Annotated in this window: 16 protein-coding genes, 2 pseudogenes and 1 riboswitch; of the genes and pseudogenes, 15 read left to right on the forward strand and 3 right to left on the reverse strand. The window is 38.6% G+C overall.

The genetic code is table 11. The features are described 5' to 3' along the window. The first annotated feature begins 206 nt into the window (after nt 1–206). The 14 genes and pseudogenes from N3D17_03665 (at nt 207) to N3D17_03730 (ending at nt 13,796) form a co-directional block, all read left to right on the forward strand. The gene (locus N3D17_03665) at nt 207–887 is read left to right on the forward strand and encodes a response regulator transcription factor (protein ID MCX8082483.1); all 681 of its coding nucleotides are present in this window, start codon (nt 207–209) and stop codon (nt 885–887) included. Next, the gene (locus tag N3D17_03670; GenBank protein MCX8082484.1) at nt 884–2,011 is read left to right on the forward strand and encodes an ATP-binding protein; all 1,128 of its coding nucleotides are present in this window, start codon (nt 884–886) and stop codon (nt 2,009–2,011) included. Before N3D17_03665 ends, N3D17_03670 begins: the two co-directional genes overlap by 4 nt. Before the next feature lie 180 nt (nt 2,012–2,191). Further along, on the forward strand, nt 2,192–3,481 hold the full coding sequence (locus tag N3D17_03675) for a putative porin (GenBank protein ID MCX8082485.1): 1,290 nt from the start codon (nt 2,192–2,194) through the stop codon (nt 3,479–3,481). 15 nt (nt 3,482–3,496) lie between these two features. Then, on the forward strand, nt 3,497–4,300 hold the full coding sequence (locus N3D17_03680; protein MCX8082486.1) for a phosphate ABC transporter substrate-binding protein: 804 nt from the start codon (nt 3,497–3,499) through the stop codon (nt 4,298–4,300). A gap of 161 nt (nt 4,301–4,461) precedes the next feature. Continuing rightward, nucleotides 4,462–4,881 (forward strand): arsenate reductase ArsC, encoded by a 420-nt coding sequence (locus N3D17_03685; GenBank protein MCX8082487.1) that lies wholly within the window; start codon nt 4,462–4,464, stop codon nt 4,879–4,881. After that, nucleotides 4,860–5,753, forward strand: coding sequence for a phosphate ABC transporter permease subunit PstC (gene pstC, locus N3D17_03690; GenBank protein ID MCX8082488.1), 894 nt, complete (start codon nt 4,860–4,862; stop codon nt 5,751–5,753). The genes N3D17_03685 and pstC overlap by 22 nt, the downstream gene beginning before the upstream one ends. Continuing rightward, entirely contained in the window at nt 5,750–6,610 is an 861-nt protein-coding gene (gene pstA, locus N3D17_03695; protein ID MCX8082489.1) for a phosphate ABC transporter permease PstA, read from the forward strand. The genes pstC and pstA overlap by 4 nt, the downstream gene beginning before the upstream one ends. Next, nucleotides 6,603–7,361, forward strand: a complete 759-nt coding sequence (pstB, locus tag N3D17_03700; protein ID MCX8082490.1) for a phosphate ABC transporter ATP-binding protein PstB — start codon at nt 6,603–6,605, stop codon at nt 7,359–7,361. The genes pstA and pstB overlap by 8 nt, the downstream gene beginning before the upstream one ends. A 272-nt stretch (nt 7,362–7,633) precedes the next feature. Beyond that, nucleotides 7,634–8,287, forward strand: a complete 654-nt coding sequence (gene phoU / locus N3D17_03705) for a phosphate signaling complex protein PhoU (protein ID MCX8082491.1) — start codon at nt 7,634–7,636, stop codon at nt 8,285–8,287. Nucleotides 8,288–8,347: 60 nt separating this feature from the next. Then, nucleotides 8,348–8,540: riboswitch (cobalamin riboswitch) on the forward strand. Between the two features lie 355 nt (nt 8,541–8,895). Next, nucleotides 8,896–9,768 (forward strand): hypothetical protein, encoded by an 873-nt coding sequence (locus tag N3D17_03710; protein ID MCX8082492.1) that lies wholly within the window; start codon nt 8,896–8,898, stop codon nt 9,766–9,768. Between the two features lie 238 nt (nt 9,769–10,006). Continuing rightward, nucleotides 10,007–10,198, forward strand: a pseudogene (locus N3D17_03715) (ferredoxin). Between the two features lie 9 nt (nt 10,199–10,207). Next, complete coding sequence (locus N3D17_03720) at nt 10,208–11,746, forward strand: L,D-transpeptidase family protein (GenBank protein ID MCX8082493.1); 1,539 nt, start codon at nt 10,208–10,210, stop codon at nt 11,744–11,746. Then, nucleotides 11,716–13,230: an anthranilate synthase component I gene (trpE, locus tag N3D17_03725; GenBank protein MCX8082494.1), complete on the forward strand. Its 1,515-nt coding sequence runs from the start codon at nt 11,716–11,718 to the stop codon at nt 13,228–13,230. The genes N3D17_03720 and trpE overlap by 31 nt, the downstream gene beginning before the upstream one ends. Before the next feature lie 2 nt (nt 13,231–13,232). Further along, a complete protein-coding gene (locus N3D17_03730) occupies nt 13,233–13,796 on the forward strand; it encodes an aminodeoxychorismate/anthranilate synthase component II (GenBank protein ID MCX8082495.1) in 564 nt (187 codons plus the stop codon). Nucleotides 13,797–14,271: 475 nt separating this feature from the next. Here the strand turns inward: N3D17_03730 and kdsB are convergent, their stop codons facing one another. After that, complete coding sequence (kdsB, locus tag N3D17_03735; protein ID MCX8082496.1) at nt 14,272–15,024, reverse strand: 3-deoxy-manno-octulosonate cytidylyltransferase; 753 nt, start codon at nt 15,022–15,024, stop codon at nt 14,272–14,274. A 309-nt stretch (nt 15,025–15,333) separates the two neighbouring features. Between kdsB and nikR the strand changes: the two are divergent. Beyond that, nucleotides 15,334–15,748: pseudogene (nikR, locus tag N3D17_03740) on the forward strand (nickel-responsive transcriptional regulator NikR). A gap of 1 nt (nt 15,749) precedes the next feature. Here the strand turns inward: nikR and N3D17_03745 are convergent. Further along, nucleotides 15,750–16,814 carry an AIR synthase-related protein gene (locus N3D17_03745; GenBank protein MCX8082497.1) on the reverse strand — a complete coding sequence of 355 codons (1,065 nt, stop codon included), beginning with the start codon at nt 16,812–16,814 and terminating at the stop codon, nt 15,750–15,752. Between the two features lie 150 nt (nt 16,815–16,964). Beyond that, the coding region (locus N3D17_03750) for an autotransporter domain-containing protein (protein MCX8082498.1) at nt 16,965–17,306 on the reverse strand (342 nt) is incomplete at its 5' end.

The raw sequence follows: 17,306 nt of genomic DNA on the forward strand, positions 1-17,306 counted from the left end.
AGCCGAGATGGTGAGGCGGGTGACCGAAGCCCGTCAGAGCGAGACAGGGTGAGACCTTCCTATACTTTTCCCCCTAATCCTTAACCTTCTCCCCCCATAGGGAGAAGGTAATTTAGGTATCTCCCCCTCATATGGGAAGAAAAAATCATTATTCTTACCACAACTATTATGTCTGCAAATTCTATATATTATGTTAAAATTATTGTATGAACGAAAAAATTGCAGTCCTTGAAGACGAAAAAGATATCCTGGAACTTATAACACTCCATCTTGATAAGGCGGGCTACAGGGTATGTAAATTTTCAAAGGCAGATGACCTGTTTAAGGCATTTGAAAAAGAGAGGTTTGACCTTTTAATACTGGACCTCATACTGCCTGATATGGATGGGATTGATGTATGCAAACAGATTAAAACATCTATCTGTCCTTCTCTTCCTGTAATTATGGTTACAGCAAAAACAGAGATAGAGGACAGAATAATTGGACTGGAAATGGGAGCGGATGATTATATAACAAAACCATTCTCTCCTAAAGAACTCGTAGCGAGAGTAAAAGCAGTAATAAGGAGATACAAGACGATAACATCTGGTGAAGATATAATAAAGATAGGTACTAACCTTATCATTGATTTAACAAAACATTCTGTTTATGTTGATGGTAAAAAGATAGAACTGACATTTGCAGAGTTCGGTATATTAAAAATACTTGCTTCTAAGAAAGGATGGGTATTCCCGAGAGACAAAATTATCAACCTTTTATGGGAAGGAGAAAAATTTGTGATAGAGCGGACTGTTGATGTCCATATAAAAAATCTCCGTGATAAATTAGGTAAGGCAGGTAGATACATAAAAAATGTAAGGGGAATTGGTTATAAAATAGAAGAATGATAACTGCTATATTTTTTTTAATTTGTTTTGGACTCTTATGTGGATTAATATTCTTATTCATAAAAATCCATAATCTATCCCTGATTAACAAAAAACTTACTCTCCAGATTACTGAACTTACCGAGATAAAAAAAGAGATTCAGACAAAAATAGAAACAGTCCTGTTATCTTTTCCGATTCCTGTAATGGTAATTGATAAACAGGGTATTATAAAATTTGCAAATACAGAGATACAGAATATTATCGGTAGTCCACCAGAAGGTCATAATTATATTGAATTTTTTAATCAGACAGAGTTTATTGAAGCAATACATAATATACCAGAAGGAAAAACATTACAGACAGAACTCCTCTACAAAGACCAGTTTTATGCTGTACATTTTGTTTCTTTAACAGATAATGAGATACTTATAACATTGAAAGACATCACTGATTCAAAAGAGATATTAAGAATAAAAAAAGAACTGATAAGCAATATCTCTCATGAATTAAAAACACCTCTCACAGTAATAAAGGGGTATCTTGAAACAATCTATGAAGAAATCCCATCATACTTGAAAGGACAGGTTGAAATAATACTAAATCATACGGAACGCCTTACAGGTATTGTAAGAGACCTGCTTAAACTTTCAGAACTTGAAGAAATAAAAATAGAATTCCAGAAGGTTAATATAAAAGAGGTTATTGAAAAAGTTATTAGTATGTTTGAGAAAAGAATAATCCAGAAGAATCTTTCATTAAAAGTTAATATGGATACATCCATTACTTATATCTCAGGAGACCCTTACAAACTGGAAGACCTGATTATCAATCTTCTTGATAATGCTATAAGATATACAGATAGCGGAGAGATAACCATCAAGACAGAAAAAACAGACAGGAATTTAATTATCGGTATAAAAGATACAGGAATAGGCATCCCTGAAAAAGACCTTCCACGGATATTTGAAAGATTTTATGTAGTAGATAAATCACGCTCAAGAGAGACAGGTGGTACAGGTCTGGGACTTGCTATAGTAAAACATATAGTCATCCTACATAAAGGAACAATAGAAATAAAAAGTTCACTCGGTGAAGGGACAGAAGTTATTATCTCTCTTCCATTAAGTTGTAATAATACCTGAAAAACTCTTTTTTATCCCCATAACGATTTAACAGAATCTTAACAATTCCTTTATCAATTCTTTATTCCCTACGGGTAAAGTATATGCAAAAGAAAAATATACTCTTCTCAAAAATGCCTGAAAGGAGGTGATAAAAAGCAGTAGTGGCAGAGAAGAGAAAAACAAAAGGAGGGAATAAAAATGATAAGGACTATGAAGATTATAATAACTCTGCTGATAATAGCAGGGGTATCTTTTTCCTTTGCTTCTGAGGTAGACCGTCTGGTAGAAAAGTTAGTTGAAAAAGGTATTTTAACTGAAGGTGAGGCATACAAAATACTGGCAGAAGCAGAGGAAGAAGCGAGGGCACAGGAAGCATTAGCGAGAAAGGATTCAGATAAAATCTCCAAATGGATAAAAGAGACAAAATTTAAGGGAGATATCCGTCTGAGATATGAAAATATTGAAAGAGACAATCAGGATGGTTCTTATATTGCAGACAGAGATAGAACAAGAATAAGATTCAGATGGGGATTTGACACAAAGGTTAATGACCGACTGGAGGCGGGCTTGAGATTAGCAACAGGAGATAGCGCTGACCCAACGAGTGCAAACCAGACACTTACTGAAGCGTTCAGTGATAAAAGTATCTGGCTTGATAGGGCATATCTGAAATATACTTTTGCCTCTGTACCAACACTATCCTTAACCGGTGGTAAGATAGCAAACCCATTTATTTCAACAAACCTCGTCTGGTCAGGAGACCTCAATCCTGAAGGTATTGTACTCCAGAAAACTTTCCCTATTAAAAATAATGAAGGCAAAGACATCGGAGAGTTTTTTGTAACAGGTGGATATTTTCCTGTGTGGGAGAACAAGGACTCCATTACAGACCCTTATATGCTTGGAACACAACTGGGATACAGAGGAAAAATTGGAGAAAGAAGTTTCAAAGCAGCCGTTGTATATTATGACTATGATGATATTGCTAATCAGGAAGCGGCTAAAGTATCTCCGAGTTGTAATAACAAAGGTAATACATTATATACAAGTGGGGGCAAAAAATACTATAAATATGATTATGACATCTGGGGTGCATATATTGACTTTACTCCTGTTGAGTTCACATTAAAAGAAGAAAAACTCCCTCTTACCTTATATGGTGAATATGTGAGAAATATCGGTTCTTCAGATATTGATGGAGATACTGGCTTTATCTATGGGTTTAAGCTCGGCAATGCTAAAAAACAAAAAACATGGGAATTCTCTTATGACTACAGACGTCTTGAGGCAGATGCTGTATTGGAGTTTATGCCTGATGGCTCATTCTCTGAAGGTGGAACTGATGCAAAAGGACATACCTTTGGTTTCAAATATGCAACAACTGATAGTTCAACACTCGGAATAACATATATGATATCTGAGGGACTGGGGACAAACAAGAAAAGAGATGTAAATACACTGCAGGTTGACTATGCAGTGTCATTTTAAAGAAAGGAGGGGAAGATGATAAAGAAGATATTAATAGCGTTAGTAGTAATGGGATTAGGGATGGCTTTCTCAGCAGAAGAAATCATAATGGCTGGCTCCACAACAGTTCTACCCATAGCACAGAAAGCAGCAGAGGTCTATATGTCAAAAAATCCTCAAATAAAAATCACAGTAAGAGGTGGTGGTTCAGGAGTGGGTATTGCATCCTTAATAGATAAGACCTGTGATATAGCAAACTCTTCCAGACCTATAAAGGATAAAGAAATACAGACAGCAGCAGGTAAAGGAGTAAAGCCAAAAGCCAATGTGATAGCACTGGATGGAATAGCGATAGTCATCCACCCATCCAATCCTGTAAGTCAACTGTCTGGAGAACAGGTAAAGGATATATATACCGGTAAAATTAACAACTGGTCTCAGGTAGGAGGTCCAAATCTCAAAATCGTTGTGGTTTCCAGAGATAGTGCTTCAGGAACATATGAGGCATTTAATGAACTTGCACTAAAAGGTGAAAAAGTAAGGCCTGATGCATTAATGCAGGCATCCAACCAGGCAGTAGCAACCACAGTAGCACAGACCCCTGGAGCCATTGGCTATGTAGGGATGGGATACATTACATCTTCAGTTAAAGATATTGCTATAGATGGCATAATCCCTTCAAAAAGCACGATACTCTCAAGAAAGTATAAATATGCAAGACCTTTATTCATGTATACAGATGGTGAACCGAAAGGTGAAGTAAAAAAATTTCTTGACTTTTTATTAAGTAAAGAAGGACAGAAACTTGTTGAAGAGGTTGGTTTCGTAGGACTGCATTAAGATGAAAAATTATTCTATATCCTCCCCATACGAGGGGGGAGGAAACAGGTGGGGGTGGGAAGTGAAAGAAGGTCTCACCCCCACCCTATACCTCTCCTCTCAAGGGCGAGGGATAGATTAAAAATTTTTTAACTTTAATGGTATAATATATGGAACAAAAAATGAAAAAGAAAGTCCTTTTTGTATGTGAATTTAATTCTGCGAGAAGTCAGATGGCAGAAGCGTTCCTTAAAAAAATTGCAGGTGATAGATTTGAAGTGGAAAGCGCAGGGTTAAATCCAGGGACTATTAACCCTCTCGCCGTTGAAGTAATGAAAGAGGTAGGTATTGATATTTCGGGGAATAAAACCCAGAGTGTTTTTGAACTTTATAAAAAAGGAAAAAGGTACCACTATGTTATTACTGTATGTGATAAGGGAAACAGATGTCCTGTATTTCCCAATACCTTACAGACACTCCACTGGAACTTTGATGACCCTGCTAAATTTGAAGGAAGTTATGAAGAGAAATTGGAACAGATGAGGAAGTTACGGGATGCAATAAAACAAAAGATAGAGGAATGGGTAAACACTATAGAATAAAAGAAAATATCTACCACTGGATATTTGGAGTTCTTGCCTTTACTTCTCTTATCTTTCTTACAGGCATTACAATTACACTATTTACTGAATCTTTCCCCTTATTTAAACACTATTCCCTTCATAACTTCTTTTTTGGAAAATACTGGTATCCTACCTATGACCCACCTGAATTCGGTGCATTACCACTAATCCTTGCATCATTATTTGTCACAGCAGGAGCAATGTTTGTATGTATACCTCTCGGTATAGGAAGTGCATTATACCTTACCGAACTGGCAGGTCATAGACAGAGAGAAATACTTAAACCCCTTATAGAAATACTCGCCAGTATCCCTTCTATTGTTTATGGGTTTTTTGGTATGGTGGTGGTTGCTCCTTTTATACAGAAAATCTTTAACCTCCCAACGGGCCTTACAGCACTCACAGGTAGTTTAATACTCGGTATTATGGCAACACCAACAGTAACAAGTTTATCCGAAGATGCAATAAATTTTGTCCCTAAAAGTTTCCGTGAGGCATCACTGGCATTAGGGGCTAACAGATGGCAAACAGTAATAAAAGTAGTACTCCCATCTGCAAGTTCAGGTATCTTTACTGCTATAATTCTCGGTATAAGCAGGGCAATAGGTGAGACAATGACTGTACTTATGGTTACAGGTGGCTCTGCAATTATACCGAAGTCATTCCTTCAGCCAGTACGTCCCATTACATCTACTATTGCAGCAGAAATGGGAGAGACAGTTATGGGCAGTTTACACTATAATGCACTCTTTACACTCGGATTATTACTCTTTCTTATTACCCTGATTTTCAACATCATTGCTGAGTTTATAAGTAAAAAACATAGGATTAAGTTAGGAGCAGGTAGGTGAGATATACAAAAAACAGAATTATTGAAAAAGTATGGTTTTCAATAATATGCATATGTATCATTTTAACACTTCTATCACTCGGTTTGATATTGTATTTCATAACTATAAGAGGAATAAAAATCATTTCATTTGAATTTCTCACACAGATACCTGAAAGCGGTATGACAGAAGGAGGTATTGCCCCTGCTATTGTAGGCACGTTCTATCTTACATTAGGAGCAATAATCTTTGCTGTCCCTATAGGTGTTGGATGTGCCATATATCTGAATGAATACACTCCTAAAAATCTTGTGGTAAATATACTGAGAATTAGCATAAATAACCTGGCAGGTATACCTTCTGTTATATTTGGACTATTCGGACTTGCTGTTTTTGTTAAACTTTTTAATTTTGGTGTATCAATAATTTCTGGCTCTTTAACACTCGGAATTCTTATACTCCCTGGAATTATATCCGCTTCACAGGAAGCACTTATGGCAGTACCACAGTCATTAAGAGAAGCATCTCTCGCATTAGGAGCAACAAAGTGGCAGACAATAAGAAAGGTTGTTCTACCTGCAGGACTGCCCGGAATTCTCACAGGCGTTATCTTAAGCACAGGTAGAGCAGCAGGAGAAACAGCAGCCATTATGTTTACTGCTGCTGCTTTCTATGTAAAAAGTTATCCTAAATCTATATTTTCAGAGGTAATGGCTCTGCCCTACCACATCTATGGACTTATGACAGAAGGAATCTATCCTGAGAAACAGACACAGATTGCTTATGGCTGTGCACTTATCCTTATGTTCCTCGTGCTTTTTATATCAGCGATAGCAATATATTTCAGACAGAAACAAAGGAGAACCTACTATGGTTGAAGTACAGATAAAAGTAGAAAACCTGAATTTTTACTATGGAAAATACCAATGCCTTAAAAACATCAATATGGACATCTATAAAAATTCTGTTACTGCTATTATAGGACCTTCTGGATGTGGTAAGTCAACTTTTATCCGTCTTTTTAATCGTATGAATGACCTTATCCCTGGGACAAAAGTAGAAGGCGTAATATATCTTGATAAGGAAAATATACTATCACAGGAAACCGATGTTGTAGAATTACGAAGGAAGGTAGGTATGGTATTTCAAAAACCCAATCCCTTTCCTAAAAGTATCTTCAGAAATATATCATATGGACTTGAAATCCATAATATAAAAGATAAAGAACTTATTGAAAAAAAAGTTAAAGAGGCACTTCAAAAATCAGCCCTGTGGGATGAGGTTAAAGACCGTCTCAATGATAGCGCACTTATGCTTTCTGGCGGACAGCAGCAACGATTGTGCATCGCGAGATGTCTGGCGGTAGAGCCAGAGGTAATACTCTTTGATGAACCCTGTGCAAGTTTAGACCCTATATCTACAAACAGAATAGAAGAACTTATAACGGAACTTAAAAAAAATTATACTATTGTCATAGTCACACATAATATGCAACAGGCAGCGAGAGTATCTGATTATACTGCCTTTCTTTATTTAGGAGAACTGATAGAGTATGGACCTACAGAAAGAATTTTTACAGTACCTTCACATCCTAAGACAGAGGAGTATTTATCAGGTAAGTTTGGATAATTGAAAATATGTTTGAGTAATGCTCCTACCCATATGAGGGGGAGAGACCTAAATTACCTTCTCCCTCGGGGGGAGAAGGTAAGGATGAGGGATAAAGTTTAGCAAAGGTCTCACCCTCACCCTGCCCCTCTCCCCTCAAGGGAGAGGGAAAACAGTTCCTCCCCATATGAGGGGGGAGGATATAGGTGGGGGTAGAGAGTAAAAGTAAAGTTCTCACCCTCCCCTTAATCCCCTCCCCTCAAGGGAGAGGGATAAAACATAAGGAGAGAAAAATGATAGAACAAGAGATACAGCGGTTAAAAGAAAGTATCATTGCTTATGCATCTTTTGTAGCGAGAATGATAGAAGAAAGTATTACAGGACTGCTTGAAAAAGATGAAAAAATATTGAAAAAACTTATAGAGGAAGAAGAAACAAAAGCAAACCATACAGAGATAGAGATTGAAGAAATATGTATTGAGGCAATTGCGCGGTATGAACCGAAAGCAAAGAATTTAAGAACCGTCCTTATGATAATGAAGATTAACAACGACCTTGAAAGAATAGGTGATGAAGCAGTTAATATTGCAGAAGCATCCCTTTTTCTTATAAAAAAACCAGAGGTAAAAAAACTTATAGATATTCCTCGTATGGCAGATTTGAGTGTAAGGATGTTAAAAGATAGTATCCAGTCGTTTGTAACAGATAATTCTATGCTTGCCCGTGAAATATGCACAAGAGATGATGTAGTGGATAATTTAAGAGACCAGGTAATCAGAGAACTTTTAACCTATATGATAACAGACCCTGCAACTATAGAAAGGGCATTACAACTTATGAGGGTTGCACGCTCACTTGAACGGGTGGCAGACCTTTCAACAAACTTCTGTGAAGATGTGGTATTTATGGTTGAAGGGAAAAATATCAAACACCACGCAGAAGAATAAATTTTAATATTTTTAAATACCTCTTGACAAAATTTTGTATATGGGTATAATATCACAAAATTGGAGATAATATCTCAGAGTGCCCGAGAGGGCTTAATAGGGAAGTGTCGCACTCACCAAGGTGAGGAGACGACTACGCTCCCGGCGCTGTAGGGCTGACGAAATTCCAAAAGCCACTGTCTGAAAAGACGGGAAGGTGGAAGAGTAGAATGAAGCCCAAGTCAGAAGACCTGCTCTGAGGAATGGCGCAGCTTTTTCCTGCGGAGTACAGGAAAAAGGGTTTTTGTATTTTAGGCGAAGAAAACAGGGTGCAGCCCGCCATATATTTTGGCGGGCTTTTTTATTTCTCAAACAAATCCTCCCCATATAAGAGGGAGAGACATAAATTACCTTATCCCTATGGGGGAGAAGGTTAAGAGGGGGAAAGTATAGTGAAGGTCTCACCCTCACCCTGTCCCTCTCCCCTCAAGGGAGAGGAAAGAAAGTCCTCCCCATATGAGGGGGGAGGAATTAGGTGGGGGTGGAGAGTGTAAGCAAAGGTTTCACCCTCACCCTGTCCCTCTCCCCTCTAAGGGAGAGGGAAGGGGAGAGGGATAATAAGGGATGCTATGCCAGAGAAAAAAAGGATACTCGGGATAGATGAAAATGGACTTGGACCGCTTATGGGTCCTCTCGTCATTACAGGAGTCCTGTTAAGGTATGGAGGAAAAGACGTTTGGTTTGATGGTATAAGTGATAGCAAGGAATTTTTTTCAAGAAATATAGACAGGTTCTCACAATTAGAAGATACGGTTTTATCTCTTTTTTATCTTCTTGAAGGTAGAACACCTTCATCTCCAGTAGAAATACTTGAAAATTTCTGTGTAAAATATGATTGTCTTTCCGGATTGAATATCTGCACCCGTAATATTCCGGATAGGTTTATATGGTCGGAAGGTAAAAAATGTGAAGAGTTGTCTGGATGGATGGGAAAGAATGGAATAGAGATAGAAAAGATACAATCAATTGCTCTATGTCCCAAGAGAATCAACAATTTTATAGAAAAGGGAGACCATAAATTCCTGCTTAATCTTTCTGCATTCTGCGATATTATAAAGAACCTCCCTGATAAAAATATGCTCTCTGTATATGCAGGCAGGGTTGGAGGATTAAAATTTTACAAAAAATATCTAACTTATTACCTTTATGACTATCAATGTGAAACTATTGAAGAGAAAGAAGATGTCTCCTTATACCGGATGGAAGGAGATAATGAAACATTCACAATGGGCTTTTACACAGATGTAGAGAAGAAATCCTTTCCTGCTGCAATTGCATCAATTATAGGGAAATATATTAGAGAGTTATTTATGGCAGGTATACGGAAAACTCTCGGGATATCAGAAGATATCTCCGGCTATCATGACAGGAGAACAAAAAAATTTGTCCCTTCCATCTCCCCTGAAAGGTTTCCTTCAGATTGTATCTTCCGCTCAAAATAGTATAAAGAGAAATCCTCCCCATATGAGGGGGGAGGAATTAGGTGGGGGTGGAGAGTGTAAGCAAAGGATTCACCCTCACCCATCCCCTCTCCCCTCAAGGGAGAGGGATGGGGAAAGGGGATACAATTTAAGTAAACTTTCAAATTTTATCTTATTATATATGATGAGTTGACAAAAATATAGATAGGTATTAAAATTTTGCGAAAATTAATTTTATTTCTACAAGTACAAGGAGGTCTGGATGAAAGTGAGAGTTGATGAGTCACTCTGTACAGGGTGTGGTTTATGTGTAGATATTTGCCCTGAGGTATTTGAGATGCCTGAGGCGGTCTCTATCGTAAAATCCCCTGTGGTCTCAGGAGACCTTGCTGACAAGGTCAAGGAGGCAGCAGAGAGTTGCCCGGTAGAAGCGATTATCATTGAAGAATAACTAAAATATATGAGGAACAAGCTATTACTGATAACAGTAGTAAGTATTTTTCTATCTTCCTGTACCAGAGAGGGACAGTTATCTTATGTTAAGTGGGATATAAAAGCGAGGAGATATCTTGATAAATCCCTGAAAGCATATCGTTTAGCGATAAAAAATAACCCGGGAGATAGAAAACTTATTGATGAATATACAGGTATCCTTAAAGTAGTAAAAGGAGATGTGCCGGCAAAGATAGAGTTTGCTATTTTGCTCTATGAAATAGGGATTAAGGATGAGAGTGAAAAATTCCTGATAGAAGCGCTTCTGACCAATAAGCAAGAAACTGAAAGATATCTTGATAACCGTATAAATGAAGCAACATCTGTTCAGGACAGAATACTTCTTTATGAATTTGCTCTAAAAGGACTGCCGGATAATGGACAGTACTGGTATCAGTTAGGAAGGTTATATCTGGGAATAAACAATATCTCTGCCGGCATAAAGGCACTTGAAGAAGCATATCTTAATGGTGTAAAAGAACCTGAACTATTTTATTATCTTGCCAACGCACTGTTCCAACAGGGTAATTATAAAGAGGCAGAGGTATATGTAGATGAAGGTTTAAAGATAGCAGGTGATAATGTAAATATGCGACGGCTCAGGTATGCCCTATATATTAAGCAGAAAAAGATAACCCTCGCTCAATCAGAAAAAGCCAGGTTACAACAACTGACAAAAAAGGAAAAGGAGACAGAAAGACCTGCTGTTATTCTGCCTGATATCGGTCCTTATAAGTTTATCTATGTCTCCAAGGGAAATCAGAAACTATATGTTTATAATATGGAACCTACCGGTGCAAAGGTCATTGAGACATTACCATGCACAACAGGGAAAAACACAGGACCTAAAATGAAACAGGGAGATGAAAGAACACCGGATGGTACATACCTTATAATTTCTAAAATGGAAGGTCCTTCTCTTCCTTCTAAATACGGGATAGCCGCATACCCTCTGAACTATCCGAACCTTATTGATAGACGGCTCCAGAGAGATGGTGATGGAATATGGCTACATGGAACTCCTATAGCGAGGACACCTTATAACAGTGAGGGATGCGTGGTGGTAAGTGATAATGATATGAGCAGATTGATAGACGATATAGTGGTAAGGAAGACCTTTGTATCTATAAGTGAGGGAGACCTTAATATTGACTATAATGCCTTTAAGAAAGCGATAGAAACAGTTAAATTATGGAAAGAAGGATGGGAAAGTTTGGATATAGATAAATATATGGCTGTCTATGACGAGATGTTCTATTCAGGAGGAAAGGATAAAAAGCAGTATAAGGCATATAAAGCGGATATAAACAGGCAGAAAAAACATATAAAGGTGGATGTATCAGAACTACAGATTTTGCCTTACGGGAAGACACCATTAGGTAATCTATTACTTGCTTTCTTCAGACAAAAATACTCTTCCGATAACTTTTCCAGTACGGGCTACAAAATACTTTATCTGGTAGAGAGAGATAATAGATGGTATATTATAGGAGAAGAGATGCTTTGATGGATACATATCCTGACTATAACACATTTAAGAAACTGGCAGAGAAGTATCCGAGGGTTCCTCTGTATAGAGAAGTAATTGGAGATATGGAAACCCCTGTCTCTGCATTTCTAAAGATAAGAAAGGGGACTTATAACTTTCTGTTAGAGAGTGCAGAACAGGAAGAGAAGGTCGGCAGATATTCATTCCTCGGAACAAACCCTGAACTGGTTATAACAGGAAAGGGTAAAGATGTTGAGATATATAATAACCGTTCAGGGGAAAAACAGACCATCAGTTCTGAGGTCACAACCTCTGTTATAGATAAGATTCTTCTGGAAAATATTGCCCCCTCATACAGTAATCTTCCTGGTTTTACAGGAGGACTGATTGGTTATTTTTCCTATGACTTTGTCCGTCAGATAGAAAAACTTCCAGATATCTCTCCGGATACTCTGAATACACCTGACTTCTTTTTCATTCTTGCAGGCGATATGGCTATTTTTGACCACTTCAAAAGAAAGATTATACTTGTTACCAATGTCAAAATTAATGAATGGACGTCCCCTGAGGAAGGATATAAAGATGGTTGTTCCCGTCTGGAATCTCTTAAAGACCAGATAGAAAAACACACACTACTTTTAGAACATCCTCTGTCTTATAATAATGGAGATGTTTCATTCCAGAGTAATTTTAACCGCAGTGCCTTTATAGACGCTGTAAAGAAGACAAAAAGGTATATAAGAGAAGGGGATATCATACAGGCGGTGATAGCCCAGCGATGGCAGAAAGAATTAGACATTCCTGCCTTCAATATCTACAGGGCACTGAGAACTGTAAATCCCTCACCATATATGTTTTATATTGACGCTGGTGAGTTTAAACTTGTAGGGTCTTCCCCTGAGATATTGGTAAAATTAGATGGGAAAAAGGCAACGATAAGACCTATTGCAGGAACAAGGCCGAGGGGAAGAAATGAGAAGGAAGAGGCAAAATTAGAAACAGAATTACTTGCAGATGAGAAGGAACGGGCAGAGCATATAATGCTTGTGGATTTAGGAAGGAATGATTTAGGAAGGGTGTGTATCCCCGGAACAGTAAAGGTAACAGAACTTATGGTGATAGAAAAATACTCCCATGTGATGCATATCGTATCAAATGTAGAAGGAAAGATGAAACCTGGTAAGAGTGCGGTGGACCTCATTAAGGCATCTTTTCCCGCAGGCACTGTATCAGGTGCACCTAAAATAAGGGCGATGGAGATTATAGAGGAGATTGAACCGGAGAAAAGAGGTCCATATGCTGGGGCTGTAGGATATTTCAGTTTACAGGGCAATATGGACTTCTGTATCACAATAAGAACCTTCTTCATCAAGGAGAACAAACTTTATATACAGGCAGGTGCAGGAATTGTTGCTGATTCTGTACCGGAAAAGGAATACAGGGAGACAGAGAATAAGGCAAGAGGACTGATGGAAGCATATAAACTTGCCAGGAGGATATAACAATGCTTTTGATGATAGACAACTATGATTCTTTTGTCTATAACCTTGTACAGTACTTCGGAGAACTAAAACAGAAGGTAGTAGTATTCAGGAACGATGCTATCTCCATTGAGAAGATTAAAAAATTAAAGCCCTCCCATATAGTTATATCACCGGGTCCTGGAAGACCTGAAGATGCAGGGATTTCCTGTGATGTAATAAAAAACTTTACAGGAAGTATACCCATATTAGGTGTGTGTCTGGGGCATCAGTGTATTGGCTATGTTTATGGTGGCAAGATTATAAAAGCAGACAAACTTATGCACGGCAAGACCTCCATTATATACCACAAAAAGACAGGGCTATATAAAGGTATTCCTTCTCCATTTACTGCTACAAGGTACCACTCACTCCTCATCAAAAACGGTTCTTTACCACCTGAAATTATTGTTGATGCGTGGACGAAAGAGGGTGAGATAATGGGAGTACGACATAAAAAATATAAACTATTTGGTGTTCAGTTCCATCCAGAGGCAGTACTTACCGAGTATGGCAAAACAATTCTTAAAAACTTTCTTTCCCTCTGATTAATACCACCTCTATAGAATAATATAAAAAAGAGATTTATTCCCTATATGAGATTATTATATATTCTTTCCTCACCCTAATTCCTATCACCCAAAAATTCCTACCCATATGAGGGGAGATACCTGAATTACCTTCTCCCTATGGGGGGGAGAAGGTTAAGGATGAGGGGGAAAAGTGTAGCAGAGGTCTCACCCTCACCCTGCCCCTCTCCCCTCTAAGGGAGAGGGGAAAAGAAGAAAATCCTCCCCATATGAGGGGGGAGGGTGCTGGTGCGACGAGTAAGGAGCAACGTATAGCACAGATGGCGAGATGGTGAGCCCGTTGACTGAAGCCCGTCAGGGCAAGAACAGGTGGGGGTGAAGAGTATAGAAAAGGTCTCACCCTCCCCTCTGAGAGAGGGGAAACTTAACAGAACCTATCTCCTCAAGGGAGAGGAAAAAGAGAAGTAAGGGAGGAGAATAATTTCAAGGCATATTACTCCATTGCCGTGAGACGTTTTATATCTTCCAGTGTATCCACTGAAGGAGAATCCCTCTGGATAACTATAACCTTAAGTTTATATCCGTTTTCAATAATCCTTAACTGCTCTAATTTCTCAATCCTTTCAAGCGGACTGACAGGCAGTTTATGGAATATCTTGAGAAACTCCTTCCTGAAAAGATATACACCTATATGTTTATAAAAACTCACCCTTTTCAACAATTCAGGAGTATTGCCTGTGAAATAGAGAGAAGGGTAGGGGATTAAAGAACGGGAAGAATAAAGGGTATTCCCTTCCTTATCAAAAACAATTTTTACAACATTTGTATCATAGACCTCATCTGCTTTTCTTATCTTTGTGGCTGATGTGGCAGCATAAATGTCCTTATCTTTTTTCATTATCTCCAGTGGTTTTTCAACTGCTTCAACAGGTAAAAATGGCTCATCTGCCTGTATATTTACCACTATATCCACATCCATATCTTTAACTGCCTCTGCTACCCTGTCAGTCCCGCTTTTACAGTCAGGGGATGTCATTATCACTTCTGCGCCTATCCGTCCTGCTTCCTCTGCTACCCTTCTATCATCTGTGGCAATATATATAGCAGAGAACTCTTTAACCTTCTTTGCCCTTTCATATACCCTGTGGAGCACGGTCTTTCCATTGATTTCATAAAGCACTTTACCTTTCAACCGTTCAGAGCCGTACCTTGCAGGTATCACACATATTATCTTTTCTTTCCTCATCTGTTTCCTTTTTATTTACCCTCTCCCTTGAGTGGAGAGGTTCTATTAATTCTCCTCTCCCTTAGAGGGGAGGGGATTAAGGGGAGGGTGAGACCTCCGATGTACTTTTCCCCCTCATCCTTAACCTTCTCCCCCATAGGGAGAAGGTATTTTAGGTATCCCCCTCATATGGGGAGGATTTCTTATTTACCCTCTCCCTTGAGGGGAGAGGGTTAGGGTGAGGATGAATACCTGTTTTAATCTTCATCCTCACCCCTTAAAATTGTATCATATAAAGGATTAAGATAAAATATACGGGATGGAGGAAAAATGGAAAAGATAATAAGGTTCGGGGTATCAATGGAGGAGAAACTCCTTGAGACATTTGACAGGTATATAAGGGATGAAGGGTATAAAAACCGTTCTGAGGCAATAAGGGACATCATAAGGAAGGAGTTTGTAGAGGAGGAATGGGAAAAAGATACTGATGTTGCTGGTTGTATACTTATTGTCTATGACCACCACAAAAGGGAACTTGTTTCAAGGATAATGGATATACAGCATGACTATTATGAAAATATCATCTCCACAGCAGCATATACATATGGACCACCACAACTGTCTTGAAATCGTAGTGGTAAAAGGGAAGGCAGATGCAATAAGACGTCTTTATGGACTCTTAAAAGCACTGAAAGGTGTTAAATACTCCACTCTCTCTAAAGCGAGCACAGGTAAAAAGATATAGATTATGGAAAAAGCAGAACTCTGCCCTGTTTATAATATCCCTTACTGACAAGACGGATACCTTTTTTTCCTGTAATCTCTCCTGATACCTTTGCTTTAATCTTATATTTCTCTGCTGTCTTAATAACCTTTTCTGGCTGTGATGTAATAAGAAGCATCCCCTGACCCATATTCCATACCGTATATGCCTCTCTATCATCCACACCGCCACATTTCTGACATAAAAACATAATATCTGGTGGTTCATAAAGGTCTATAATATCTGCTCCTGTTCCACTTGCTGAAAGCACTCTTCCTAATTTTCCCGGGATACCACCACCTGTAATATGTACTATTCCTTCAACAAAACTTAACATATCCAGCCCCGCAGGGGTATAAATCCTTGAAGGGGTAAGCACCATCTCACCTAATCTTTTCCCTTTTATCTTCTTTTTGTGCCAGTTTCCTCCGTATTTCTCTGATAGAATCTTCCTTACGAGAGATATTCCGTTGGACCTGAACCCATCCTCTTTCAGTGCTACAATACACTGTCCCTTCTTAATCATATCTGGTTTTATCTCTCTTCTTATAATACTTAAAACCGTCCCTGCCCAGTTGTAGTTATACTTTCCATAGCCGGAGATACGAATACCTAACTCTGCTATCTCTCCTGATACAACAGCAACCCCTGCATCTTTTGCTGCCTTTACCATCCCTTCAGATAACTCTTTTACCACCTCCACAGAAAGTTTATTTACATCAAGGATATTGGAGATAGCCACCGGTTCTGCACCATACCTTACAGCATCATCACACAGCATCGCAAATAGGTCATATGCCATTGTTCTATGAATACCTGTTCTTTCAGCAATCTCTACTTTTGTGCCGATACCATCGCTATTAAGCATCAGTTTCATAGTCCCGAGGGATATTGTGATAACCCTGTGAAGTCCCTCGCTTTCTAAAATTTTAACCTCTCCCTTCTTCCCTTTCCTGTTCTTAAATGTACTGTTAGAAGCAGAAGACATTATCTTTGAACAGGTATCCCCTAAAGATATATCAACACCTGCCCGTTTATAAGTAGTCATTTTTTCTCTATTTATTCTGTTGTTTTCCTCTACCAGCAAGTGGATGGAATGAGACAAGAAGAAAACAAAGGGGCTGTGGTTTACACAGCCCCTCTTACAATTCTATCCCTTACTAATTCCCTCTCCCATCGGTAGAGGTTGTTTATCTGTTTAGAAACTTTTTCTTATAAACATTCTTCCCGTGTATGCGTTGTAGTCATCAGACAGGTCTCCCCTTAACCCGAACTCTAAACTCCAGCTATTCCCAAAGTCATGGTTCAGTCCTGCGGTAAGTGAGAGTAAACTGTCATCCATCTCCTGCTCTATATCAAACTCTGTTCCACCTACCAGAGAATTAACTGCACTTACATCATTATCACTCAACGCATACTCCAGCCGTGCCCCAAAATAGAACTGTGTGGGACTACCTACACCTCCTATCATACTCATCCCCACTATCCCTTTCAGTACACTTATATCTTCCGGCTCTATCTCTCTTTCCCAGGTTGGAGC

The sequence above is a fragment of the bacterium genome (assembly GCA_026414725.1).
Lineage (GTDB): Bacteria > Ratteibacteria > UBA8468 > B48-G9 > JAFGKM01 > JAAYXZ01.